The organism is Chryseobacterium camelliae (assembly GCF_002770595.1).
GTDB lineage: Bacteria > Bacteroidota > Bacteroidia > Flavobacteriales > Weeksellaceae > Chryseobacterium > Chryseobacterium camelliae.
On sequence record NZ_CP022986.1, the window covers coordinates 1,454,940 to 1,479,985 of the forward strand.

Annotated in this window: 26 protein-coding genes and 3 tRNA genes; 5 read left to right on the forward strand and 24 right to left on the reverse strand. The window is 41.8% G+C overall.

Annotated elements, in window-relative coordinates; translation table 11 throughout:
- Nucleotides 1–4 precede the first annotated feature (4 nt).
- Together CGB83_RS06625 and CGB83_RS06630 are read right to left on the reverse strand one after the other, a co-directional pair.
- Nucleotides 5–1,042, reverse strand: a complete 1,038-nt coding sequence (locus CGB83_RS06625; RefSeq protein ID WP_100075110.1) for a L,D-transpeptidase — start codon at nt 1,040–1,042, stop codon at nt 5–7.
- A 237-nt stretch (nt 1,043–1,279) separates the two neighbouring features.
- Complete coding sequence (locus CGB83_RS06630) at nt 1,280–1,717, reverse strand: DUF2000 domain-containing protein (RefSeq protein WP_100075111.1); 438 nt, start codon at nt 1,715–1,717, stop codon at nt 1,280–1,282.
- 150 nt (nt 1,718–1,867) lie between these two features.
- Between CGB83_RS06630 and CGB83_RS06635 the strand changes: the two genes are divergently transcribed.
- Nucleotides 1,868–2,341: an Lrp/AsnC family transcriptional regulator gene (locus CGB83_RS06635; RefSeq protein WP_100075112.1), complete on the forward strand. Its 474-nt coding sequence runs from the start codon at nt 1,868–1,870 to the stop codon at nt 2,339–2,341.
- Nucleotides 2,342–2,441: 100 nt separating this feature from the next.
- On the opposite strand, the gene CGB83_RS06640 is transcribed toward CGB83_RS06635, so the two are convergent.
- The 22 genes from CGB83_RS06640 to CGB83_RS06745 form a co-directional block, all read right to left on the reverse strand.
- Nucleotides 2,442–2,515 (reverse strand) — tRNA-Asp (locus tag CGB83_RS06640).
- Between the two features lie 33 nt (nt 2,516–2,548).
- Nucleotides 2,549–2,622: transfer RNA gene (locus CGB83_RS06645), tRNA-Asp, on the reverse strand.
- Between the two features lie 35 nt (nt 2,623–2,657).
- Nucleotides 2,658–2,731, reverse strand: a tRNA-Asp gene (locus CGB83_RS06650).
- Nucleotides 2,732–2,864: 133 nt separating this feature from the next.
- A complete protein-coding gene (gene trxA, locus CGB83_RS06655) occupies nt 2,865–3,182 on the reverse strand; it encodes a thioredoxin (protein WP_027379107.1) in 318 nt (105 codons plus the stop codon).
- Nucleotides 3,183–3,267: 85 nt separating this feature from the next.
- Entirely contained in the window at nt 3,268–4,443 is a 1,176-nt protein-coding gene (locus CGB83_RS06660; RefSeq protein ID WP_100075113.1) for a cysteine desulfurase family protein, read from the reverse strand.
- A gap of 1 nt (nt 4,444) precedes the next feature.
- Entirely contained in the window at nt 4,445–4,912 is a 468-nt protein-coding gene (locus tag CGB83_RS06665; RefSeq protein WP_100075114.1) for a hypothetical protein, read from the reverse strand.
- A gap of 22 nt (nt 4,913–4,934) precedes the next feature.
- Entirely contained in the window at nt 4,935–5,522 is a 588-nt protein-coding gene (locus CGB83_RS06670; RefSeq protein ID WP_100077522.1) for an HAD family hydrolase, read from the reverse strand.
- Between the two features lie 3 nt (nt 5,523–5,525).
- Entirely contained in the window at nt 5,526–6,251 is a 726-nt protein-coding gene (locus CGB83_RS06675) for an SDR family NAD(P)-dependent oxidoreductase (RefSeq protein ID WP_100075115.1), read from the reverse strand.
- Nucleotides 6,248–7,570, reverse strand: a complete 1,323-nt coding sequence (locus tag CGB83_RS06680; protein WP_100075116.1) for an FAD-binding oxidoreductase — start codon at nt 7,568–7,570, stop codon at nt 6,248–6,250. The genes CGB83_RS06675 and CGB83_RS06680 overlap by 4 nt, the downstream gene beginning before the upstream one ends.
- Nucleotides 7,567–8,454 carry a decaprenyl-phosphate phosphoribosyltransferase gene (locus CGB83_RS06685; protein ID WP_100075117.1) on the reverse strand — a complete coding sequence of 296 codons (888 nt, stop codon included), beginning with the start codon at nt 8,452–8,454 and terminating at the stop codon, nt 7,567–7,569. The genes CGB83_RS06680 and CGB83_RS06685 overlap by 4 nt, the downstream gene beginning before the upstream one ends.
- Before the next feature lie 107 nt (nt 8,455–8,561).
- Nucleotides 8,562–9,251, reverse strand: a complete 690-nt coding sequence (locus CGB83_RS06690) for a YiaD family glycine zipper/OmpA-like lipoprotein (protein WP_100075118.1) — start codon at nt 9,249–9,251, stop codon at nt 8,562–8,564.
- Between the two features lie 26 nt (nt 9,252–9,277).
- Complete coding sequence (locus tag CGB83_RS06695; protein WP_100075119.1) at nt 9,278–9,769, reverse strand: hypothetical protein; 492 nt, start codon at nt 9,767–9,769, stop codon at nt 9,278–9,280.
- A gap of 119 nt (nt 9,770–9,888) precedes the next feature.
- On the reverse strand, nt 9,889–11,571 hold the full coding sequence (locus tag CGB83_RS06700; RefSeq protein WP_100075120.1) for a S8 family serine peptidase: 1,683 nt from the start codon (nt 11,569–11,571) through the stop codon (nt 9,889–9,891).
- Nucleotides 11,572–11,581: 10 nt separating this feature from the next.
- Nucleotides 11,582–12,190: a WbqC family protein gene (locus CGB83_RS06705; protein WP_100077523.1), complete on the reverse strand. Its 609-nt coding sequence runs from the start codon at nt 12,188–12,190 to the stop codon at nt 11,582–11,584.
- Between the two features lie 65 nt (nt 12,191–12,255).
- Entirely contained in the window at nt 12,256–13,899 is a 1,644-nt protein-coding gene (gene lepB, locus CGB83_RS06710) for a signal peptidase I (protein WP_100075121.1), read from the reverse strand.
- Between the two features lie 78 nt (nt 13,900–13,977).
- Nucleotides 13,978–14,679, reverse strand: coding sequence for a 4-hydroxy-tetrahydrodipicolinate reductase (gene dapB, locus CGB83_RS06715; RefSeq protein ID WP_100075122.1), 702 nt, complete (start codon nt 14,677–14,679; stop codon nt 13,978–13,980).
- A 41-nt stretch (nt 14,680–14,720) separates the two neighbouring features.
- Nucleotides 14,721–15,362: a DUF5683 domain-containing protein gene (locus CGB83_RS06720; RefSeq protein ID WP_100075123.1), complete on the reverse strand. Its 642-nt coding sequence runs from the start codon at nt 15,360–15,362 to the stop codon at nt 14,721–14,723.
- The gene (locus CGB83_RS06725; RefSeq protein ID WP_100075124.1) at nt 15,363–16,256 is read right to left on the reverse strand and encodes a ParB/RepB/Spo0J family partition protein; all 894 of its coding nucleotides are present in this window, start codon (nt 16,254–16,256) and stop codon (nt 15,363–15,365) included.
- 39 nt (nt 16,257–16,295) lie between these two features.
- Nucleotides 16,296–17,069, reverse strand: a complete 774-nt coding sequence (locus tag CGB83_RS06730) for a ParA family protein (protein ID WP_100075125.1) — start codon at nt 17,067–17,069, stop codon at nt 16,296–16,298.
- 162 nt (nt 17,070–17,231) lie between these two features.
- Nucleotides 17,232–18,065 (reverse strand): energy transducer TonB, encoded by an 834-nt coding sequence (locus CGB83_RS06735; RefSeq protein ID WP_100077524.1) that lies wholly within the window; start codon nt 18,063–18,065, stop codon nt 17,232–17,234.
- Between the two features lie 259 nt (nt 18,066–18,324).
- Nucleotides 18,325–19,611 (reverse strand): adenylosuccinate synthase, encoded by a 1,287-nt coding sequence (locus CGB83_RS06740; protein ID WP_100075126.1) that lies wholly within the window; start codon nt 19,609–19,611, stop codon nt 18,325–18,327.
- A 475-nt stretch (nt 19,612–20,086) separates the two neighbouring features.
- Entirely contained in the window at nt 20,087–21,676 is a 1,590-nt protein-coding gene (locus CGB83_RS06745; RefSeq protein ID WP_100075127.1) for an ABC-F family ATP-binding cassette domain-containing protein, read from the reverse strand.
- A 365-nt stretch (nt 21,677–22,041) separates the two neighbouring features.
- Between CGB83_RS06745 and CGB83_RS06750 the strand changes: the two genes are divergently transcribed.
- The 4 genes from CGB83_RS06750 to CGB83_RS06765 all read left to right on the forward strand — a co-directional run bounded on the left by CGB83_RS06750 (nt 22,042) and on the right by CGB83_RS06765 (nt 24,984).
- Nucleotides 22,042–22,596 (forward strand): phosphoribosyltransferase, encoded by a 555-nt coding sequence (locus tag CGB83_RS06750; RefSeq protein WP_072884752.1) that lies wholly within the window; start codon nt 22,042–22,044, stop codon nt 22,594–22,596.
- Nucleotides 22,597–22,704: 108 nt separating this feature from the next.
- The gene (locus tag CGB83_RS06755) at nt 22,705–23,283 is read left to right on the forward strand and encodes an adenylate kinase (RefSeq protein ID WP_100075128.1); all 579 of its coding nucleotides are present in this window, start codon (nt 22,705–22,707) and stop codon (nt 23,281–23,283) included.
- An 82-nt stretch (nt 23,284–23,365) separates the two neighbouring features.
- Nucleotides 23,366–24,349, forward strand: coding sequence for a GTPase ObgE (gene obgE, locus CGB83_RS06760; protein WP_100075129.1), 984 nt, complete (start codon nt 23,366–23,368; stop codon nt 24,347–24,349).
- Nucleotides 24,350–24,495: 146 nt separating this feature from the next.
- The gene (locus CGB83_RS06765) at nt 24,496–24,984 is read left to right on the forward strand and encodes a DUF6438 domain-containing protein (RefSeq protein ID WP_100077525.1); all 489 of its coding nucleotides are present in this window, start codon (nt 24,496–24,498) and stop codon (nt 24,982–24,984) included.
- Nucleotides 24,985–25,046 lie beyond the last annotated feature (62 nt).

The following is a 25,046-nucleotide window of genomic DNA, read 5'->3' on the forward strand; positions in this document are numbered from 1 at the left end:
CAGATTATTGCGTTGCATCAGAAGTTTCCTGGGTTGCCAGGACTTCTGCTTTGGCCGCTTTCATTGAATCGGCTACTTTTTCCCTGTTATCCTGTTCTTTCAGTATTTTATCAATATTAGGTTCTATCATTTTGGTCATCTGTTCTACAGAGACATTATTGGCATTAGGGTCATCCAGAAGTTTTCTCCATGGCTTTCTTTTTCCCCAAGGATAGTCTCCGTATACCAAAACAGCCGTTCCCCTCGCTTTTGTTGTGGCACCGCCCGGATTCAGGATCCATGTATCCGCATAAGAATACAGCCATTGAGCATCTTTCATGAGCAATCTCAGACAGGAATGTGAAGCCGGATAACCGGGAAGGTCATACTGATGCCATCCGATGCCGCCCATATTGAAGATGTTGAAATTATAAGGGAGCTTCCATTCGCTTTTTACTGTAGAGATTGCCAGTTTCTTTTTCCAGTTGGCAAAGGTAAGCCCGCGGGTGGTCTGGGCAGATTTTTTACCCATGCTGGTAGGCCCCCATTTTACAAGGCTGCCGTTGGAATACACACCATACGCCTGAAGCGGATAAGAAAACACTACGAATTTCTTGACATTGCTTAGGATATCAAGCTGCATAGGAAAAGGTGAGTAGGCCATCAGGGTCGTATCGATATCTTTCGGAACGACAAGGGTATCTGCATTCCATTTGTTTTTGGAATCCAGGCGGTTCAGAGCTAAAATAGCATACCTTTCTTTTTCGTTATACTTTTTACTGAATACCGCAAACATGGAATCCTTCAGTTTCTTACTTTTAGGAAGCACAAAAGCATTATAAAATCCGTCTTCCTGCATGGCCGGCGGCATAGACTCCTTTTCTATCACCGAATCTTTTTTCACAACAGCTGAGTCTTTTTTATCTTGCGAATCCGTGACCACAGAAGACGATGTATCCTGTACGGCATCTTTGATCTTCTCAACTTCTTTTTTACATGAAATAAGCATTAATGCCATGCATAATGCAGATACTGATATTTTTTTTACAGATATGTTTTTCATAGCTATTATAAGACGAAATATTTTCGCTACATATTACAAATATCAGACCTAAATATCAATATTAAAAGTGTCTGTACAAAATACTGTAAAAACCGGGATAGTCAATTGATAATCCGGAACTATAGCGATTGTAAAAGGACAAAAAAACCTTGCTTATCATGTGGAACTAAAATTCATCAACAATAAAACCCATATAATTCAGCTCTTTTCCAGCTGATGATATTGATCCTGAACAGGCTATCTGATCAGGCTTAAATTTCCTGTAGCTTTGTTGATCAGTTTCTTGTCACCATATAAAGCAATACCCCTGTAGTGAATCTCATTTTCTGCAGTCGTAAGCATTGCCGTTTCATATTGTTCATATGTTTTGGAATGCTGGGCAAGATCTGAAAAGTCCACGATGATCAGATCCTCCCTATCAAGCGATAAGAGATGCTTCCGTATTTCTTTTATCTTGTCAGCCACAGCACCCAATATCGGTATTGGAATTTTTGTGATGCCCAGATGTATGCCTCCTTGCCGGTCACAGATGTCATGTCCTATGATATTTCCGGCATATTTGCCCAGCGTAATAGACAGGACGCTGGCTGTATTGGCAATAATCCCTGTAGGTTGTGCACTGTCGATGATCAATACACATTTTTTTAAATCCGTTTCTTCTTTAGTCTGATTCATTGTAGTCATTTATGTTCTGTAAATTTATATTAAATAGACATTTGAACTACTGATATTGATTAAATTAGGAAATATTCCTAAATTTAGATTTGAAAATATTTAATATTCCCAAATTAAACTGTATAACAACCATAAACAGGAAATTATCCTATGGCGAAACTTGATAAAACCGATATCGGTATACTGAATGCCTTACAGAATAATGCGAAACTGAACATCAAAGAGCTCTCAGATCTTCTGCATATCTCTAAAACACCCATTTATGAGCGTATAAAACGCCTGGAAACCGAAGGATACATCAAAAGATATGTGGCATTGCTGGATAATAAAAAAGTAGGGTTACCCTTGATTGCATTTTGCAATGTATCACTGGCTGTGCATGATGATGAACACATCAGGCGCTTTCAGGAGGAAATCAGGAATATTGAAGAAATCGTGGAATGCTACTCCATCGGAGGTATGTACGACTTTCTGATCAAGGTTGTCCTCAAAGACCTTGATCACTACAATATCTTTGCCTTTGAAAAACTGACGAAAGTTCAGGGGATTGTAAAGATGCAGAGCTCTTTTGTGCTGGATGAAATAAAAAATGTAACCACACTGAATATTCCATTGGTAAAGTAGCTGTTAAAAAGTACAAATAATCTACCAGGACCTGTCTTAAAATAAAAATGCTGTAAAACAGATGTTTTACAGCACTTATACTATTATAATCGAATAGTTGCGATCCGGACGGGACTCGAACCCGCGACCTCCGCCGTGACAGGGCGGCATTCTAACCAGCTGAACTACCGGATCAATTTTTTTAAAAAGAAATTGACAAAACTTCTGCGATCCGGACGGGACTCGAACCCGCGACCTCCGCCGTGACAGGGCGGCATTCTAACCAGCTGAACTACCGGATCTAATTTTGTTTGAAAAGTAAATTGAAAAACTTTTGCGATCCGGACGGGACTCGAACCCGCGACCTCCGCCGTGACAGGGCGGCATTCTAACCAGCTGAACTACCGGATCATTGTTTGCTAAAATAAAGAACGTCGTTTCTTTTTTGTGATTGCAAAATTACATCTTTTTTAATACCCTGCAAATTATTTTGCAAAAAAAAGCCTTCCAAAAGCGGAAGGCATTCATTATCAAACTTATTTTTTTATAAGTGTGCGCTTAGTTTTTCAGCGATTACTTCTTTAGGAGCTACGCCTACAAGCTTATCCACTACTTCTCCGTTCTTAAAGATTAGTACAGTAGGAATATTTCTGATCCCGTACTGCATGGAAATTTCCTGGTTGTTGTCTACATCCACTTTCCCTACTACTGCTTTCCCTTCAAAATCTGTTGCTACTTCTTCGATGATTGGTCCCAACGTTCTGCATGGTCCGCACCATACTGCCCAAAAATCTACCAATACCGGTTTATCAGATTTTAAAACCGTTTCCTGAAATGAGCTATCTGTAATTTCTAAAGCCATTTTTTTATTTTTATTTAAATTAATATTCTATCAGATTAAAATTGTTTTATTACGAAATCAAAATTACGATTTTTACGAAATAAGACTATCTATGTTCAACATTTGTTTTTTCTATAACGAAATCTTCCGAGATTTCTTTCAGCGCAGAGGTCAAAGCATCAATATCTGCTTTGGTGGTCAGGTGGCTGAATGATATTCTTAATGGCGTACAGGTATCCATTTCATCTTCAGTTAAGACCATCATCATGACCATGGAAGGTTTTGAAGCTCCGGAAGAGCACGCGCTTCCCTGGGAAATCGCAATACCTTTCATATCCAGCTGAAGCCCGATCAAAGGGTTTTTATATGGCAGTAACGCACTTAAAACCGTATACAAACTGTTATCTTTCTCAGCACTTCTGCCGTTGAATTTCATTCCAGGGATTTCAGCGCTTAATTTTTCAATTGCATAATCCTTTATAGCCTGCATATGGTCCCTGTAAGCATTCATATGGGTAAGGGAAAGCTCCAGTGCTTTGCCCAGACCTACAATCCCGGCTACGTTCTCTGTTCCGGCTCTCAGGTTTCTTTCCTGAGGCCCACCGGTAATAATACCTTTCAGGCCTGTTGCTTTTCTGATAAATGCAAAACCGATGCCTTTCGGCCCGTGGAACTTGTGGGCACTGCATGAGGCAAAATCCACCATGATCTCAGAAAAATCAAGGTTCATATGGGCCATGGTCTGTACCGTATCAGAATGGAACAAAGCATTATACTGCTTGCATAATTCCGCCACTCTTTTGATATCAATGAGGTTCCCGATCTCATTATTGGCGTGCATCAGGCTTACCAGGGTCTTTTTATCAGAAACTTTCAGCAGTTCTTCCAGCCTGCCCAGGTCCAGGTCCCCTTTTTCATCGGGACGGATGTAATTTACCTCTACTCCTTTCCTGTTCTTCATATCCAGGATGCTTTCAGAAACACATTTATGCTCCAGAGGAGAGCTGATGATCCTTTCAATGCCCAGATGTTCCACACTGGACTTGATGATCATATTATTGGATTCTGTCCCGCATGAAGTGAAGATGATTTCCGCAGGAGTGACGTGAAGATAATCTGCAATCTGCCTTCTCACGTTTTCGATGAGGATCTTGGCTTCCTGTCCAAAGCTGTGGGTGGAAGACGGATTCCCGAAATTCATTTTCATGGTGTCTACCATGGCATCGATAACTTCTTCTGAAAGAGGCGTTGTTGCAGCGTTATCTAAATATATTTTATTCATTTTACTTTGAATATTTTAATTCTACGGAGTTAAACTGATATCCTGCAGGAACAGCAAAAATGATCCACGGATGGGAAATCACCTGGATCTCCATTCCACCTGAAACTTTTTGCGGTACCTCTACATACAATACTTTATTCTGTACAGAAATATTGTTGATCTGTGTTACCGTATGGTCTCCGGAATTGAATGTTCCAAGGTTATACAGCACCACGGTTTTGCCTTTGGGGAAAGCAGGCATCTTACTTTGCACATCAGTTCCTGCTTCTACGATACCAAACTGGCTCTTACGGATGACAGACTGGAATTCCTGTTCATTCTTCAGAATGGTAAATCCCGGCTTTCCTGTACCTCCCTGTGATTCTGAAACGATGATCTGTGCATTGTCCTGCATTGGCGAAGTTTTATCTGAAGGCATCCCGGAACAGCTGATGATAGTTCCTAACCCTATGGCAAACAGTTTTTTCATGACCCTATTTTATCATCCAAAATTAATGAAAAAATTGGTAATGACCTTCATTTGCCCACCTGAGCATATATTTATCTCCGGAAGTATCTCCGAAAGCAATAATTTTATCAAATTTTGAATCATGGATCTCTTCCTGTATCCTGACCAGTTTTTCTTTTCCGTTGCAGTTTTTACCGATAAAATTGCCTGTAAAAATGCCGTTCCGGAATTCAGCCTTAGTAGCTACCAGCTGCATCTGCAGGGCTTCTGCAAAGGGTTTTGCCCATATATCCAGTGAAGCGGTAACCAAAAGGCTTTTCGTACTTTCACGATCCATATTTTGGATAAAGTCCAGCGCATTTTCCCTTACGATTTTAGGATAATGCTGTTCAAAGAACTGCTGTGCTTTTTTTTCAATCTTTTCCTGGGTCTGGCCTTTAAGGATCGAACCGATAAAGCTTTTTTTCACTTTTTCGGTTTCGGCCAGCTTCAGTTTAAGCAGAATAAAGAGGGGAACATGCCTTAAAAACTGCATCCTGAACCTGGCTGGATCATAAAACCTGAGGTACATGAACATGGTGTCTTTATAGGTAATGGTCCCGTCAAAATCAAAGCAATATAATTTTTTCATCATTTATAGTTTTAATTTTTTGAATAGGAATTCCGGAATGTTCCTGATGATCATCATGATCACTGCCCATACCGGCAGTACATAGGTAATATTCCTCCTGCTTTTGTACGCTTTAAAAATATGGGCCGCTGCCTGTTTGGGAGTTGCCGTCAATGCCGGGTTCAACGGCATGCCTTCGGTCATTTTGGTTGCCATAAAGCCCGGCTTAACCGTCATGACATGGACTTTCTTTTCAAAAAGATAGTTCCTTAAACCACTTAGGTAAGCTGTGAATGCCGCTTTTGCACTTCCATAAATGAAATTGCTCTGCCTGCCACGGTCACCGGCTACTGAGGATAGTCCGATGATGGTTCCGGACCTCCGGCTTTCGAATTTATAGGCAAAGTGATTGATAACGGGAACCAGGCGGGAATAGTTGATGCTGATGATCCTTTCGGTATTCCTGTTGTCGTACAGTCCCTCTTCAGAACCTTCACCCAGGTATCCTGCCGCACAGAACAGCAGTTGCGAATGTACAGAATCCAGCCTGTTGTAATCAATCTCTTTCATCAGGTCCAGCTCAATGACTTCGGACTGCTGAAAGAACTTCACATCAATATGCCTGGCAAACCGTTCGGTTGTTTCCCTGTTAGAGGTCACGAGATAAATTTTCTCAAATTTCTCCCCTTCCTGAAGTGCTTTTTCCACAAAAGCCTGTGCTACCTCGGATGTACTTCCCAGAACTATCATGATGAATGGTTGTTTATGATTCTTTTGTGCTGAAGAGACACAAATTTAGGATTATGGATATTTTTTAGATAACCGGTAAGGGAGGACCTACTCATACTGTCTTTGGTAAGGTAAATCCTTCCCCCGAATTCCTGTACGATATCATCCAGCTTATCTACCAGCTTTTTAAGTTTTGCATTGACTTTAAAATCAAGTGCGAGCGTATAGCCTTCCATCGGAAATGAGTTGTACGCCTGCGGATTGTTTTTCCCGAAGAGTTTCAGCACCGCCAGGAAGGATCCGTTTCCGCTGCTGGCAATGGTTTCAAGGATTTTTTTCATTCCTTCTCTTCCATTCTCTTTCGGGATGACCATCTGATACTGGATAAATCCTGATTTCCCATAGATGCGGTTCCAGTTATGGATGGCATCTAAAGGATAAAAAAAAGTCTCGTAATCAATAAAGTTTTTAAGTTCCTTTTTAGACTGCTTTTTATAATACAGCAGATTGAATATCTTAATTGTAAACGCATTCAATACAAATCCCGGAAAGTAAAACGGGACATTGGGTTCAATCTTTTTCTTAAGCCTTAAGGGACTTCCGGAAAGGTTCTGCGGCAGTTCATGCTGGAAGGCGTGTTCTCCCCGCATCAGGATACTTCTGCCAGTATTGGGGCCTTTCTGAAAACAGTCGATCCACGCTACCGTATAGGTCCAGCTTTCACTTTCCTCAAAAAGGCGGAATATTTCATCCAGGTTTTCAGCTTTGATGCTTTCCTGGCGGATGTAAGCCGTTTCTATATTTTTAAGCTTGAATTTTGCCGTCAGAATGATCCCTGTAAGTCCCATTCCCCCGATGGTTGCCCAGAACTTTTCCTGGTTCTCTTCCCTTGAACAGGTCATAATATCACCGGATTCCGTCATAAGCTGAAACTCCAGGACGTACTCAGAAAAACATCCTTCGGCGTGATGATTTTTACCATGCACATCTGAGGCAATGGCACCACCCACAGACACAAATTTTGTCCCGGGTGTCACATACAGAAAGTAGCCCTGCGGAACAGCGACTTCCAGGACTTCGGAAAGAAGCACGCCGGACTCACATTCTATGATTCCGTTCAACCGGTCGAAACTGATAAACTTATTGAGTTTTTTGGTTGAAAAAATATGGTCGCCTAATGAAGCATCCCCGTAACACCTCCCGTTTCCCCTTGCGATCACTTCATTACGCCCGAGTACAAATTCCTTTATTTTACGGAAGCTGTCTTCAGACTTTATTTCTTTTTCCACTATCGGAAAATTGCCCCAGTTGGTGACTTTCTGTATAAAATTAGGCTTCATTTTTTAAAGTAGATTTGAATTAAAAATGCAGCAACCCACAACACTAAGGTGACCTGAATGTACCGGTCCCTGTACACGATCTTGGTTGGAGATTCCGTCCTGTTGTATACCAGCGTCTGCTGAAGATACCGCAGAAAAGCAAAGACCACAAAGATAACCGTATAAAATACCCTTTCATGAAACCGCATCTGGACTTCAGGTGATAATGTAAACATAAGGTAACATACGATGGCCAGTGTTACAGAAATAGAAAGGGTTATATCTGCAAACTGAACATTATATCCATCCAAAGCCCTCCGTGTTTTACCGGAAACCTGCGCATTGATCAGTTCTCCTCTCCTTTTTCCGATGGCCAGAACCAGCGCAAGGACAAATGTAAGCAATATCGCCCATTGCGAAGTTTTAATCCCGGTAATGTATCCTCCTGACAATACGCGGAGTACAAAGCCTACCGCAATAATGGAAATATCTACAATGGCAACATGCTTCAGCCTGAATGTATAAGCCAGGTTCATCACAAAATAAAAGCCTATGATCACGGCAAATTTCCATAAATTCTGATGGAAATATATCTGAGCAAGAAAGACAGCAATACTGTTGATCACGAGTAAAACAATCAGAATGGCAACAGCCTGTCTTTTCGATATGGCACCGCTGGCTAACGGACGCCTTCTTTTTTCAGGGTGCTTGCGGTCTGCTTCAATATCATTATAATCATTAAGGATATAAACCACACTGGCAGTAAGTGAAAAAATAACGAATGCAACAATACTTTTGGTAAGAAGATCAACATTGGTAATATTGCCTGAAAAAAAGAGGGGAACAAAAACAAACAGGTTCTTCACCCATTGCTCCATCCGGAGCAGCTTTACATATTTCTTCATTTATGTGGTTTCAGATGCAAAAATAACAATTTAAAAAAAAATTCCGGATAAAAATACAAAAAAAACCGCCGAAGCGGTTATCTGGAAAATATTTATATGTTAATTAATTACTGTCCCTGCTGGGCATCGTTAATCATTTTTTCGTTTGCTGTAATAGCAAATTCTACCCTCCTGTTTTTAGCTCTTCCCGCATCGGTATCGTTGCTGGCTACAGGCATGCTTTCTCCTTCACCTTTAGCATATAATCTGGATGATGCTATTCCTTTACCCATAAGATAGGCTTTTACCGAATTGGCTCTTCTTTCAGAAAGGCTCATATTATAACTATCAGAACCTTTGCTGTCCGTATGGCCATAGATATTGATGTTGGTATCAGGGTTGTTAACGAGTACCTGAGCCAATTTATCCAGGTTGGTTTTAGCTGCAGCAGTAAGGTCTGATGAGTCAAAAGCAAAATTCACAATGCTTTCACTTAAAGTAATCTTAATACCGTCCCCTACTCTTTCTACTTCAGCGCCAGGTAAGGTTTCTTTAATCTCCTTAGCCTGCTTATCCATTTTGGAACCGATCACATTACCAGCTACACCACCGATAATTCCGCCTAAAACAGCTCCTAAGGCTGCATTTTTTCCTCTACCTACATTGTTACCCAATACGCCTCCGATCACTGCTCCTGAAGCAACACCTACGGCTGTACCTCTCTGCTGGTGGTTGGAATTCTGAATGGTTTCGCAGCTTGTCAGCAATAGTGCTGACGACATGAAAAACGCTCCGATATATGTTTTAGTTAATTTCATCTTTTTAATTTTTTTGTTATTATTACTTATTTCATTCCGCTTCTCTCGAAATGGTATACGACTCTTACATTATTTCCATCAAATGGAACATTCTGTTCCAATGAAAACTGGTCTGTATTCTGATCAACAATGGTCAGGGAGTACCCTACTGTATTTTGTTTGGCCTTGGTTCCGGCAGCAATTTTCTTGAACATAAAAGTATTGCCTCCTTTTGACTCAAATTTTATAGGCTGTGTAAGAGCAGGGCAGGATCCGCCGCCATTTAAAGTATATGCTCCTGTGTAGTTATTGGGAATCAATCTCCAGTGGCTTCCAATGAAACACTGAATATCTGCACCTTCATCAAAAGGTTTGATCTTATACTGCTTATCGTAATCGATACGTACAATTTCCCAGTCCCCTTTCATTTTTAAAAATTCAGCCCTCTGATTCTGGGAATTCGCAGCTCTGTTTACAGAGGAACAAGACACTGCAAAAAGTGAAGTTCCCAGTATGCCTGCAAGAAATAAATTTTTCATACTCTAGTTTATTATAGTTAGTATAAAGTCATAAAAAACCGTGCCAAATAAATTGTGAAAACAAAAAAGTCCGGGACGACCCGGACTCTTATATTGCTATTCCTGAAGTAAAATCAGAATTATTTCCTCACTGCTTTTCTGGATGGTTTTGCTGCTTTTTTAGCAGATCCGGATTTGCCGTTGTAGAAGTTCGTGTACGCATATTCTGCCGCTTTCTCAAGATCGATTACGCCTCCGGCCTGTGAATAGGTATTAAACTGATTGACGGTACTCGGATTGCTGGATTTCACCAGTGACTCGATGATCTGGTCAGGCTTTAGCCCAGGCATATACGCCAGAAGCACTGCTGCTGCACCGGCTACAACAGGCGAAGCCATGGACGTTCCCTGAAGGTATCTGTATTCATTCTTCGGGACCGTAGAATAAATCTGCTCTCCCGGGGCGAATACATTCACCATTTTCTTGTTGTAATTGGAGAAGCTCGCTCGTAAAGCATCATTGTTATTGGTACTTGCCCCTACAACCAAAACATTGTTCACAAACGGCTTTTCATCTGTAGCATTTTTGAAATTGGTAGGATATGCAACATGCTCAGCAACATCTTCATTCTCATTACCGGCAGCCTTCACCAAAAGTACGCCTTTATCCTGCGCATATTTGAATGCATCCCAAACGACATTTTTACCTGGAGAAAGCGGCTTACCGAAGCTCATGTTCAGCACTTTGGCTCCATTGTCTACCGCATATCTGATGGCATTAGCCACGTCCTTATCTCTTTCATCCCCGTTCGGTACTGTTCTTACAGACATGATTTTCGCTACCCTCGACGCAACTCCGTACTGTACTTCTTTCCCCTGAGGAAGACCGGCAATGATACCCGCAACGTGGGTTCCGTGTTCTGCATCCGGACCCTCATAATGGTTATTACCATATTTCTTTTCAGAATAATCATCATAATTATCCCCTACGATTTCTTTTCTCGGGTCATAACTGAGATCATATTGTTTGCTCTGAGGCTCAAAATGATCAATAGCTTCCTTCATCTGTGCAGAGATGGCTTTTTCAAATTCCGCAGACGATTTGCCTTTAAAATCCGGACTTTGCGCAACCTGCTTCAATATATTCAATGCAATGGCATCTTTCTGATCGGTAGGAGCCGGTATAGCGGCTACCGTTTCCGGAGTCACTGCTTTGCCGTTCAGCATTTTCATCATATTAGGGATCAGGGTATTGATCATGGTGAATGTCTGAAGGCTCTGTCTGGCTTCTGTACTTTTATCGGTAAAAAGTTCTTTGGCTTTCATATACATCGCAAACTCTTCCGGCATTTTAGCCTGGTTAGCTTTGTTTTTAGTAGAATCATCCCCTTCAAAAACAGGCTTGTATTTGGCAACCACTCTCGTAACTTCCATATTGTCTACATCGATATCGCCGTTTTTTCCGCCGATAAAGTTCCATCCGTGAACGTCATCGATGTATCCGTTACCGTCATCATCCTTACCATTTCCAGGAACTTCGTTAGGATTGGTCCATATGTTTTTCACCAGTCCCGGATGGTCTACCTGAACACCGCTGTCTAAAACACCAACGATAACTGTTTTAGGCTTAAGACCTTTGGACTCTAAAAATTTATATGCGTTTTCGGTATTGATCCCATATACTTTTGTGGTGGCAAAATCTTTATGATACCATGTCATCAGGTCCTTATCCTCATTAGGATCGAGTTTTTTATCCTGTGCTTGCTGAGCAAAACCAAAGCTGAAACCTGTCAGGAAAACAGCAGCCAACAAAATCTTTTTCATGTTAATAAGATTATTTAATATTTCTAATATAAGTAACAGATTCAGGTCCTTTGTTACAGATCAGGTCTAAAACAGACAGATCTTTAAGAAACCCAAGCTTATCCGAAAATGTCTGGTAATAGTCTTCCATAGCAAATTCTGAAGGTGCCTTAGCTGAAAAACGTTCCCTGAAATTTACCGCTTCCGGATTTTTGATGTATTTTTCATTCAAAATATATGCCTGATCTGTTTTCAGTATCTGTTGGATGATCTGAAGGGCATTCAGGTTAAAATCAAGAAGTGAATTTCCTTCATAATTATAAATTTCTTTCAGCCTGCTTTCGTAGTATTCAAAATAAGGCGAGCTCTGGTAGGCTGTCTTGATGGATTTCCAGTGCAGGGTCTTCCAGTCTTCGGAGTCAGACATTTCAATGTCCTTCAAGAGCCTTTTTCCGTTATGCCTGATCGGGATGATCAGAGCAAGCTTGCCATTGGCTCCATAGATGTTGGCCCGGTTCCTGTACGTCTGTTTTGGAAAATTTTCGTGCTGTTCCAGCCCGATGGTATTCTCAGGATTTAAAAACACTGAGAACCATGAAATAGGCGGCAGATAAAATACCGGCAATAATACGTTCTTCATATTCATGATGCAAAAATGAAGTATTTTTTCAAATACTTCATTCTGTTTATAATTTATTTAACTGATTAATCCTGCTCTGCATTTTTCTTTCTGAACAGCTTCACAAAATATTCCCATCCGAAGAACAGGATCAGGATCATGGCTGCAATCCACCAGTAAGAGGCTTTATTGGATTCGCCGGTGTTCGTAGCTTTGAACATCCTGTCCCAACGGACTTTAAACGGAGCCTGATACGAGGAACTGTTATCTTTGAACGCTCCCTGTAAGCTCATCCAGGTAAACATTGGTTTTCCTACGATGTTTTCTTCCGGAACAAAACCAAAGAACCTGGCATCCAGGGAAGCATCCCTGTTATCCCCGATCATCATATAGTAGTCCTGTTTGATCGTATAAGTGCTTGCAGGCTGGCCATTGATAAAAATCTGGTTCCCTTTTTCTTCAAGATGATTATGTTCATATTCAGAGATAATCCAGCGGTATTCAGGAAGGGTTTCTTTATTAACAGCCACAACGTCTCCTTTTTTAGGAATTCTAAGCGGTCCGTACCAATCCTGGTTCCAGGGCTTGTTGATCGGGAAGATCGACTGTGTGGTATCTATTTTCTTTCTTGCTTCATCTCTGTAAAACACGGCGGCAAGTCCTTTTTCCTGAATGTCTTCCTTCATCTCAATTACCTGAGGAAGAGCCTTGATATCTGCTGCCACTTTATCAGTAAGTCCCTGGAAACCGTAGATAAATCCTTTATCTGTCTGCTGCTCCTGAACGGGTAAAAAACCGTAAATATTGTATAGTGACGGAATATCCAGCTGGCTTCCTGTCGTTACGATATACCTGTGCTGTACTTCCTGGTCTCCCAGAACAGTTTCCGGCTTACCGTTTACAAACAGTCTTCCTGCTCTCATTTCAAAAGTATCGCCTGCTACGGCAACACATCTTTTTACATAAGGATCTTTCCTGTCTGTCGCTGTATGCACAGAATCACGCGGGTAGTTAAATACAACGATATCGTTTTTCTGCGGCTTACTGAACTGGAATATTCTCTCATAAGGCAGTTGAACCGCATCTACATAAGATTTAGGATCATCTTTAGGGTTTCCTGGCTGGCCGGTATCAAAAATAGTTCCCTGTAGGAAAGGTATTGCTACCGGACGCATGGGCAGCCTGTAGCCATAGCTCCATTTATTAACGAAAAGGAAATCTCCAACGAGCAGTGTCCGTTCCATAGATCCCGTAGGAATCCCGAAAGGCTGGGTAACAAATACGTGGATGATGGTGGCAAAGACCACCGCAAAAGTGATAGATCCGATAAATGAATCTTTCTTTTTGGCATTTTTCTCCTCTTCGGTAAGAAACATGTCATTCATGCTTTCATCTTCCAGTTCCGTATCTTTGGAATAATTGACTACAGCCATATAAATGAACGGAAGAAAAACCGTCAGCAGCTGTTGTTGCGTAAGGCTTTTCCCGAATTTCTTCATAAGATAAATATGGAAAACAGACATCATGATAGGTCCTACAATAGGAAGGTAGGAAAGAAGAGCCCACCACTTAGGATGCTTGGTCTCTTTGAGGATGATGAAGTAATTATAGAACGGGACAAATGCGAAAACCGGATTGTAGCCCATTTTTTTGAACAGCTTCCATGTTGAAATTCCCATCAGAAGGGATAAAATAACAACGTATACTGCATAAGTTAGAAAGTAATTCATAAATTTTTGTGCCTGTCTGTTATAATTTGTGTTAGCAACATTTATATTAGTGCAGGAATCTGATGTTTCGTTACAGGACTACAGCCCTAAAACATCTTTCATCCCGAAATTTCCTTTTTTGTCACGGATCCATTCTGCAGCGATCACCGCCCCCAAAGCGAATCCATTTCTGCTGAATGCCGTGTGCTTGATTTCGATCTCATCCACTTCGCTTCTGTAAAACACGCTGTGTGTCCCCGGAACCTCATCTTCACGGATAGCAAAGATACCTAACTGATTGTCCTGCGTTTCCTCCAGTTTCCAGGCATCAAATTTCGGATGGTGCTGGATGATTCCTTCTGCAATAGAAATTGCAGTACCGCTGGGAGCATCTTTTTTATGGACGTGATGGATCTCTTCAAGCTGACAGGCATATTCATCCCTGTTTTTCATCAGCCCGGCCAGCTTTTCATTCAGTGCGAAGAACAGATTGACGCCAAGGCTGAAGTTGGAACCATAGAGGAATGCAGTATCATTCTGAACAGCAAGATCTTCTATTTCCTTTCTTTTTTCCAGCCAGCCGGTAGTTCCGCACACCACAGGAATCTGGTGTTCCAGACATGACTTGATATTTCCGAAAGCGGCTTCCGGAAGTGAAAACTCAATCACCACATCGGGATTGTTCAGGTTTTCAGCAGTTGGGGTTTCTTTTAGCCTGGCGACCACTTCATGTCCTCTCTGAGTGGCAATCTCATCTATGATTCTGCCCATCTTACCATATCCAACTAATGCTATTCTCATTGTCCTATTATTTTTAACAGGCCGTTATTATCACCACGGCCTTAAAATCTGTAACTTAAACTTATTCCTGTTTTAGGAGGATTTATTCCGTACTGGTCCTGGATTACTGCCGGATTGAAAGTAAGGTCCGGATCATGGCGGCTTTCATATAAATGGGAATCTACCACTGCATCCACAATATTGAGGATGTAAATAAGCCCTGAAATGGCAATGGCATAATCGCGTTGTCTTTTTGCTCTGTCCTGCGCATTTCCCAAGGCTACTTTATCCAGCCACGGATGTTCATCCACAAACTGATTAGGCGTACCGTTCAGCTTGGCAATATAATACTCACGGTATTTACGGTATTGCTTATCATTCCATACCGCGATTCCTACTCCGGTTCCTACAGCCCCCCATACGATAGGGATTTTCCAGTATTTTTTATTGTAAAACTGGCCCAGTCCGGGAAGTACGGCGGAATACAGGCCCGCTTTGGTAGGATTAAGCTTCATGGTCTTGCGGGTAGGACCATTGGCATTTTCAAGGTCAGCCACTACAGCTGATTCTGTTTTTGTATTATTTCTTTCAACCGATACGCTGTCCTTCGGATGGTATTCCACCCGGATGGTATCATTGGGCCTCACCTGGGCATAGCCCAGCGCAGACAGATACAGGAAGAATATTAAGAGTGTTTTATTCATTTATTTGATATGGGACAGAATATAATCCAGTTCTTCCTGATTTTTAAAGTCCAGAACTATTTTCCCTTTTTTACCGTTTCCGGCTGTTTTGATCTCCACTTTTACATCGAGAAGGTCGGCAATGGCTTTTTCAGCCCTTTTAAAATGATTGGGCAGTTCAGCTTTTGCCGCTTTCCTGGCCGCCGGTGACTTAGGATTTTTCAGTATGGCCGCAGCCTGTTCAGACTGTCGTACATTCAGGTGTTCCTTGATGATTTTCTCGAACAGGATCTGCTGAAGTTCTTCATTGTCCAGGCTGATGATCGCCCGGCCATGCCCGGCAGAGATCTCCCCGCTTCTGATGGCGTTCTGGATATCCGGGCTTAGCCTTAAAAGCCTGATGGAATTGGTAATGGTACTTCTGTCCTTTCCTACTCTCTGGCTCAGGTTTTCCTGCGTAAGACCGATTTCATCCATTAATCTCTGATAGGTCAGAGCAATTTCCACGGCATCAAGGTCTTCCCTCTGGATATTTTCCACCAGGGCCATTTCAAGCAGCTCCTGATCGTTTACCAGTCGGATGTAGGCAGGAATCGTGGCCAGGCCTGCCATTTTACTGGCCCTGTACCTCCTTTCCCCGGATATGATTTCAAACTTTTCACCGTCCTTTCTCAGGGTAACCGGCTGGATAACGCCTAAATTTTTGATCGACTGCGCCAGTTCGTTCAGTGCTTTTTCGTCAAAATAGGTCCTTGGCTGAGTGGGATTCGGATAGATATCCTCAACAGCTACTTCTACAATATTCCCTACAAACTTGTCGGCACCTTCGTCGGTTGCTGAGTTGATCGTCGCTTTGGATTCAGCACTAAGAATAGCACCCAAACCACGCCCCATCGCTCTTTTTTTGTCCTTCATAGTATATGTAAAGCTATAGCGTTCGCTATCAGCTGTTTATTAATTCTTTACTAAATTTTCGTTTTTCAGCAGCACTTCTTCCGCCAGCTGAATGTACTGAATGGCACCTTTGCTTTCCGCATCATAATTCAGAATGCTCTCTCCGAAACTCGGTGCTTCGCTCAGCCTTACATTCCTGCTGATGATGGTTTCAAAAACCATTTCAGGGAAGTGGGCATTAACTTCTTCCACCACCTGGTTGGACAGCCTTAACCTTCCGTCGTACATGGTGAGCAGCAAGCCTTCGATATCAAGATCCTTGTTGTGGATTTTCTGAACATTCTTAATGGTATTCAACAGTTTACCCAGTCCTTCCAAGGCGAAATATTCACACTGGATCGGGATGATTACGGAATCAGCCGCAGTAAGGGCGTTAACAGTAATCAGACCTAAGCTCGGTGCACAGTCGATGATGATATAGTCATAATCATCACGAACGGTCTGCAATGCTTTCTTAAGCATATATTCCCGGTCTTCTTTGTCTACCAGCTCAATCTCTGCTGCAACCAGGTCAATATGCGACGGCACGATGTCCAGATTCGGAGTTGCGGTTCTTTTGATGCAGGTCCTAGTATCCACACTATGCTCCAGAAGATTATAGGTTGAATACTGAACGTCATCCACTCCCAGTCCGGAAGTTGCATTTGCCTGAGGATCAGCATCAATAATTAAAATTTTCTTTTCCAACACCCCTAATGCCGCAGCCAGGTTAACAGCTGTGGTTGTCTTCCCGACTCCTCCTTTCTGATTAGCGATCCCTATGATTTTTGCCATTATTAGAACTTTAAGGCTCAAAAATACACTTTTTTCTTTGCTCCTCGTGAACGATGAAAACGAAAAATGAGTTAAAATATTGTTAATAAGCCTTTTAGCCCTAAAAAAAATTATCCACAAAAAAAATTCTTTGTGGATAAGTATCAAGATTGGTCTGGAGTGTTAATTTTCAAACTTCATAGAAATTGGGAATTTAAAATAGCTTCTTACCGCCTGGCCTTTTACTTTGGCCGGAATCCATTTTCCTTTGATGTTTTTGATGGTTCTTAATGCTTCACTGTTGAAATCAGCATTTTTACCGTCTGCTTTGATGGCGGAGATAGATCCGTCACGTTCCACAATAAATGTAATCATGGTTTTTACGACACCATCTGAATCGATGCCAGAACCATCGAAGTTATTTAATACTTTATTCCTGAAAGAATCGATGCCGCCAGGGAAGCTCGCCTCCACATCAACAACAGTAGAAACCGCATTTGGGTCTGCTTTTTCAGGCACGGGAGTGGTTGCTGTCGGAATGGAAACAGGTCCAGTATTGATGGCCGGAGCCTGCGGCACATAGGTATTTGCCGGAGCGGTTTCACCATCGCTGTTATTTCTGGTTCCCGCAACCGCGCCTTCAATCTTTTCAACCACTTTTTCTTTGGTTAGATTAGCTTTAGGCTCCGGTATTGTTTCATCAAAGGTTTTAACTTTCTTTTGCTGAGCGGCTGGAGGAGTCGGTTTTACAGGGACAACAACTTCATGTTCAGGTATATCTTTAAAAACAAACGGTCCCGGATCAGGAGTTTCTATACTCACTTCTGTTGTCTTAAAAGCTGAAACAATCAATGGTGTAATTGAAATCGCAGCCAGTAAACTCACGCCCACAAAAAGCGCTTTGGTTAATATTCTGTCGGATTCATTTCTTAATACATACGCACCATATTCTTTATTACGGTGTTCAAAGAGCAGTTCATTAAAACGGGACTCTTCATTTTTAAACGGGTTTTTCATCACAATAAACATTTAGATGGGTTACACAAAATTATCAACTTATCACAGGTTATTCAATAACATAATTAAAGCATCAAAACATAAGCCAATATATTAATAAAAACTCAACAAAATCACACATTGAAGCCGAAGTATTAAATTTAACTATGCTTTAAATAATATTGTTTTATGGTATGATGAAAAAATATCACCTGTCGTGGTAAATAAAAAGAGACTGTCCGATGACAGTCTCTGTAGTATGATTAAGATGGATATCCTGTTAGAATAGTTCCTTTCTGATGATGTTCTGGCTTCTTTCAGGACCCACAGAAACTAAGTACACATTGATACCCAGATATTTTTCAATAAACTCGATGTATTTCTGAGCCGTGTCCGGAAGCTCATCGTAGCTTCTTACTTTGGTAAGATCTTCAGTCCAGCCCGGAAGATCCTGGTAGATCGGTTCGTAGTTGTATAATTTTTCAGTAGAAGAAGTAAAATAGTCGATGATTTTGCCATCTTCAGTTTTGTAATGCGTAACGATCTTCAGGTTTTCGATCCCGGTAAGGACATCCAGTTTGGTAATCACCAAGTTGTTGATCCCGTTGATCATGCAGGCATGTTTCAGGGAAACCAGGTCTAACCATCCTGTTCTTCTCGGTCTTCCGGTCGTTGCGCCGAATTCGCCTCCGATCTGCCTGATGCTTTCCCCAAGCTCATTATCCAATTCAGAAGGGAACGGACCGTTTCCTACTCTTGTACAGTAAGCTTTGGCCACCCCGATCAGGTTTTGAAGGGAAGTAGGAGGAACTCCTGCTCCCGTGCACACTCCTCCGGTAGACGGAGAAGATGACGTTACGTAAGGATAGGTTCCGAAGTCAATGTCCAGCATCAGGGCCTGAGCACCTTCAAACAGAACATTCTTACCTTCCTGGATCGCCTGGTTCAGTTCCAGTTCGGTATCTACGATCCTGTCCTGAAGCAGTTTCCCGATTTCAAGGAATTCATTATAGATCTCTTCAACATCCAAAACCGGCTTTCCGTAGTATTTTTCAAACAGGGAATTTTTAACCTTCAGGTTTTTCTCTATTTTATCTCTTAAAATTTCAGGGTTCAGAAGATCGATCATCCTGATGCCCACTCTTGCAATTTTGTCTTCGTAGCAAGGTCCAATCCCTTTTTTGGTGGTCCCGATCTGCGTTCCTCCGTGCTCTTCCTCACGGTAGGTATCCAGAAGAATGTGGTATGGCATGATGACATGTGCTCTTCTGCTGATGAAAATGTGGTCTGTTTTCAGGCCTTTGCTTTCGATCTGATTTACCTCCTTAATGAAAGATTTAGGATTTACCACCACTCCATTGGCAATGATGCATTTCCCTTTGCACTGAAGGACTCCGGACGGAAGAAGGTGCAACACAAATTTTTCATCGCCCACATATACCGTGTGACCTGCGTTGTCTCCACCCTGGAAGCGCACCACATAATCTGATTTGGCCGATAAAACATCCGTGATTTTTCCTTTCCCTTCATCTCCGTACTGAAGACCTACAACTACGTAAGTTGACATATTTTACTTTTATTTTAGATTCATGCAAAATTACTTTTAAAAAATTGTGTGGGCAAATTTGAGGGGGAATTTATTTTGGATGAAATAAAAATCATTATTTGATAACTTCATGCTGTTAAATCAATTGTGATTACTGTTAAGAATTGATATGTTTAAATTAAAAGTAAAAACCATGACCTAAAAGGTATTCACTTTACCAGGTGGTCATCAAATAATTCCATAATGTCATAGATAAAAGCAGATAAATATTCGTCTGCAATTGAAGTAGCAAGGGCGACTTCATAAAGATATCAAAGATGAAGGATCTAAAAAATCGGAATTGATTCGAGAACTGGACAGGCAAAAAAATCAGGATTTATTAAAAATTTCGACTATTAAAGAACTTCTGAAGATGCTTTATCAAAAATATTCCGGTGACCTATGGTGATCTATAAACAAAACCTAACGGGTTTTTAAAAACCCATTAGGTTTAAAATCATTCCATCACCACCTCACGCTTCACCCCTATCTCCTCCAAAAACACCGCATCATGCGAAATAACCAGCAGGGTTCCACGATAATCTTTAATCGAATTCGTCAGGATGTCCACATTCTGAAGGTCTAAATTATTGGTAGGCTCATCGAGGATGATCATATCGGGTGCTTTCCGGCTGATGGATAATGCACACAGCAAAAGCCGCAGGCATTCTCCCCCGCTCAGCACTCCACATCTTTTATCCCAGGTTTCCTTGCCGAACAGGAACCTTGAAAGCAACGTCTTTATTTCGGATTCCTGTAAAGCCGTATCATTGAACTGCCGGGCAAAATCATATACGGTTGCGTTCTGGTCAATCAGGGAATATTCCTGGTCGACATAGACTGCATGAAAACCTGACTTTGAAATTTTTCCGGTGGACGGCTGCAGTGTTCCCAGCAGCAATCGAATGAGGGTCGTTTTTCCGGAACCGTTTGAACCCTTTACCTGAATCCTGTCGCCACTGCGGACCTCTAAGTTCAGGTTTTCTTTCCAAAGGTTTTCCTGTCCATACCGGAAATTAATTCCGTCTGCTGAAACCAGCAGTTTCCCTTCGTGCAGGTCCGGATCGTCAAAGCTGACTTTCATCTGTTCCACATTTTTCCTTCCGGAGCGGAGATCGCGCAGGTCTCCGGAAATTTCACCGATCCTGTCAGCATGAATGCTTTTCAGCCTGGAAGAATTTTTCTCCGCATTGTTCCGCATCGTATTCATCATGATCCTAGCGACACCTGCTTTTTCCTGTTTGCCTTTTGCCCTTGCATCAAGCTTCTGTTTCCTTTCCAATGTTTCGCGCTCTTTTTCCCTAGCTTTTTTCAGAGCACGTTCCCTGGAGTGGATGTCGTTTTGCAAAGCTTCGTTTTCAATGTCTTTTTGCGCGGCATAGAAATCATAATTCCCGCCATAGGTAGAAATTCCCTGGTTACTCAGCTCAAAAACGGTATCTGCCAGATTGAGCAAAGTACGGTCATGGCTGACCATGACTACGGTTGCACTGGTCTTATGCAGCCAGTCGTACAGCAGATGCCGGGCTTCCAGGTCAAGGTGATTGGTCGGTTCGTCGAGCAGTATGGTATTGGGCTGATGAATCTGTAGCCCGGCCAGGAAAACTCTGGTCTTCTGGCCGCCGCTCAGCGTCTCCAGCTTCTGATAAAGGCTTACGGAATCCAGTTTCCAGTACTCCAACGCCTGCCTGCACCGTTCTTCAATGTCCCAATCGTCATTCAGGAGGTCAAAATACCGTTGCTCCACTTCTCCACCGGTGATTTTTTGAAGCGCATCCAGTTTCTGATCTACTGTAAGGCATTCTGCTACGGTCAGATGATCCAGGTTGCCGAACATCTGCGGAACATAAAAAAGATTTCCCTCAATACGTACACTTCCTTCCAGAGGAATAAGCTCACCGGCCATGATTTTCAGCAGCGTAGATTTACCTGTACCGTTGCTGCCTACCAAAGCTGATTTTGATGATGAAGGTACCGTTAAGTCGATAGAATTGAATAGCAGATTTCCTGCGGGAAACCCAAAAGATATATGGTGTAAAAAAAACATAATTCCTTTCTTAATTAAAGTTGAACTTCAACAGCCACAATGCTGCTTTATCATTAAATCTGAAAGAAACTATATCCTACATGACTGTTTTTTGGGTAATGTTGTATGACAAATATAGTAATTTTTTCACCAATAGCTTCAAAACGCCAGCAGCCTTTGTGTATGCCTCAAGAGCATTTAAAAATTTCCTGTAACAATTAGGCTGACGGTAATATGATTATTATTAATTCGTCCTGAACTTTTTAAAACCGGTAGCTGAGTCTGCTTCAGTCAGTACTTTTACTGTTATCCATATAAAATCCTTCCTTCCAACGCATAAAAACTTTGATCAAAAATCCGTAACTTTGCCGCCTACTAAAATTTTTATGGAAAGTATTAAAGTTCACGACAAAACTTTTGTTCCTTATCTGGAGGACGCCGAAATTCAGGAAATTGTAAAAGCAACGGCTTTAAAGATTTACGAAGATTACAAGGATGAAGTTCCTGTTTTCATAGGGGTTCTGAATGGAGTGATCATGTTTTTCTCAGACCTTCTGAAACATTATCCCGGACCGTGCGAGATTGCATTTATTCAGATGAGCTCTTATGTAGGTACTGAATCTACGGGCATCGTTTACCAGAAAATGGAGCTGACCAAGGATGTAAAAGACCGCCACATTATCTTGGTAGAAGATATTGTGGATACAGGAAATACAGTGGAAAGCCTGTTCAAGTATTTCAAGGAAACCCAGCGTCCTAAATCCGTAAAACTGGCTTCATTCCTGTTGAAACCTGAAGTTTACAAGAAAGATTTCAAACTGGATTATATCGGCAAAGAAATTCCGAACAAATTTGTTCTCGGTTACGGACTGGATTATGATGAACTGGGAAGGAACCTGCCGAATCTGTACCAGCTGGAAGAGGGACAAATCAACCACTAGACAGCTAAAAAATAAATCGAAGAAAAGTAAATATTAATTTTAAATGCTGAACAGCAAAAAGCAGGAAGCCACAGGCCTGCTGCCAATTGCCAGAAGCGAAACAACATTATGATAAACATTGTTCTGTTCGGCCCTCCGGGAAGCGGTAAAGGAACCCAGGCACAAAACCTGATCGAGAAATTTAATCTGAAACAGATTTCAACAGGTGACCTGTTCAGATTCAATATGAAAAATGATACTGAGCTTGGAAAACTGGCCAAATCATATATTGATAAAGGTGAGCTGGTTCCGGATCAGGTGACTACGGATATGCTGATCGATGAGCTCAGAAAGCCTACGGATACCAACGGATTTATTTTTGACGGATATCCGCGGACGGTAGCCCAGACAGAAGCTTTGGAAAAAATCGTTCAGGAAGAGTTGAATGATGAGATCGATGTTTGCCTGTCCCTGGTGGTAGAAGACAGGATTCTGGTAGAAAGATTACTGAAAAGAGGAGAAACCAGCGGAAGATCAGACGACAGCAATGTAGAGATCATCGAAAACAGGATTAAAGAATATTATACCAAAACCGCAGAAGTAGCCGAGCTGTACAAACAGCAGGGGAAATATGTGGAAGTAAACGGCGTTGGTGATATCAACGAAATTTCAGAAAAGCTTTTTTCTGAAGTGGAAAAAGTAAAATAGTTAAAAGTTATGGGTGATGAGTTATAAGTTTTTACAATTCATACCTCATGCTTCAGTACTCATAACTCATTAAGGATAAGAAATGTCAAATTTTGTAGATTACGTAAAGATTCATTGTAAGAGCGGCCACGGAGGCGCAGGTTCTGCCCACCTCCGCCGTGAAAAATACATTCCCAAAGGAGGACCGGACGGAGGTGACGGAGGCCGCGGAGGCCACATCATCATGAAAGGGAATGCCAATGAATGGACTTTACTTCCTCTTCGGTACACACGCCACGTAAAAGCGGAACGCGGGGAAAACGGAGGGAAAAACCAGTTAACCGGCGCGTATGGCGCAGATGTATATATTGAGGTTCCTATCGGGACCATTGCCAAAAATGAAGACGGTGAGATCATCGGCGAAATCATGGAGGACGGACAGGAAATCATCCTCATGGAAGGCGGAATGGGAGGAAAAGGAAACGAGCATTTCAAGTCTTCCACCAACCAGACGCCCCGATTTGCACAGCCGGGAATGGACGGGCAGGAAGGATATGTAATTTTCGAACTTAAGATTTTAGCAGATGTAGGCCTTGTAGGTTTTCCGAATGCCGGAAAATCAACGCTGCTTTCCGCAGTTTCTGCAGCTAAACCGAAGATCGCGAATTATGCCTTTACGACCCTTACCCCTAACCTGGGAATCGTGGATTACAGGAATTACAAGTCTTTCGTCATGGCCGATATCCCCGGAATTATTGAAGGAGCTGCTGAAGGTAAAGGACTGGGACACCGGTTCCTGCGCCATATCGAAAGAAATTCAATCCTTCTGTTCTTAATCCCGGCAGATTCTGAAGACCATTTCCAGGAATACAAGATCCTTGAGAATGAATTGAAAGAATACAATCCTGAACTTCTGGACAAAGATTTTATTATTTCCGTATCCAAATCCGACCTTCTGGATGACGAACTTAAAAAAGAAATCTCCGCAGAGTTCCCGGAAAACAAACAGCCTCTGTTTTTCTCCGGTGTAACGGGCGAAGGCCTTGTGGAGCTTAAAGATGCCATCTGGAAGCAGCTACACGGATAAAAAAAATCTTACGGCAATCAATGCTGAAATACAATCATACAAACCGGGGAATATCTCCGGTTTTTTTATTGATCAATCTGATTTACCACACATCGCATCAGATGTATTTGGAACATTTATTGAAGCAGATCATCCAAATTTATGTTATGAAATATCTGTTAAGCCTTTTTGCTTTTGTACTTCTGTCTTCCTGCGGGCCGCAGAAGATGACTGCAAAATATTCCACGATCGAATATGAAGCAACACCATGCTTCGGATTCTGCCCGGTTTTTAAAATGACCATTAATGCAGACCGTACGGCAATATTTGAAGCTGAACATTTCAACTTCAGCGACCGCCCTTCAAAAGATGATTTTTCCAAGCCGCGTGAAGGCACATTCAAGGGAACCATTAAGGAAACCGACTATAATCAACTTATCAGTTTACTGGATGGATTGAATGTACAATCTCTGAATGACAAGTATGGCAGCCACAACGTTACGGATCTTCCCACCTCGTACCTGAGAGTGCGTTTTGCAGACGGAACGTCTAAAAACATTGAAGATTACGGGAAAAGAGGCAGTGAAAAACTTTCCGAACTTTACACTTTTTTTGAAAATCTGAGAAAGAATCAGCAGTGGACGAAAGTGAAGTAATTCCATTTAAAAATATTACGCTACCTTTGCAAAACCAATTCCTTCAAAATGAAGGAATTTTT